Annotated in this window: 2 tRNA genes; both read right to left on the bottom strand. The window is 50.8% G+C overall.

Annotated elements, in window-relative coordinates:
- Positions 1-83: 83 nt before the first annotated feature.
- Positions 84-154 (bottom strand) — tRNA-Trp (locus MKO96_RS29310).
- Between the two features lie 6 nt (positions 155-160).
- A tRNA-Thr gene (locus MKO96_RS29305) sits at positions 161-233 on the bottom strand.
- Positions 234-315 lie beyond the last annotated feature (82 nt).

The raw sequence follows: 315 nt of genomic DNA, 5'->3' as shown, positions 1-315 counted from the left end.
GGCCTAAATGGACTCGAACCATCGACCTCACGCTTATCAGGCGTGCGCTCTAACCAGCTGAGCTATAGGCCCATACACTTTTACAGGGGCAGTAGGAATCGAACCCACACTGGAGGTTTTGGAGACCTCAGTTCTACCTTTAAACTATGCCCCTAAAGGATGCCGACTAGAGGACTTGAACCCCCAACCTACTGATTACAAGTCAGTTGCTCTACCAATTGAGCTAAGTCGGCATAAAAAAATGGTGGCTCGGGACGGAATCGAACCGCCGACACGAGGATTTTCAGTCCTCTGCTCTACCGACTGAGCTACCGA

Source organism: Bacillus sp. ES1-5 (assembly GCF_022487605.1).
Taxonomy (GTDB): domain Bacteria; phylum Bacillota; class Bacilli; order Bacillales; family Bacillaceae_G; genus Bacillus_A; species Bacillus_A wiedmannii.
The sequence above is the reverse complement of the archived record's forward strand: the minus strand, read 5'-3'. Positions and strand labels throughout refer to the sequence as shown.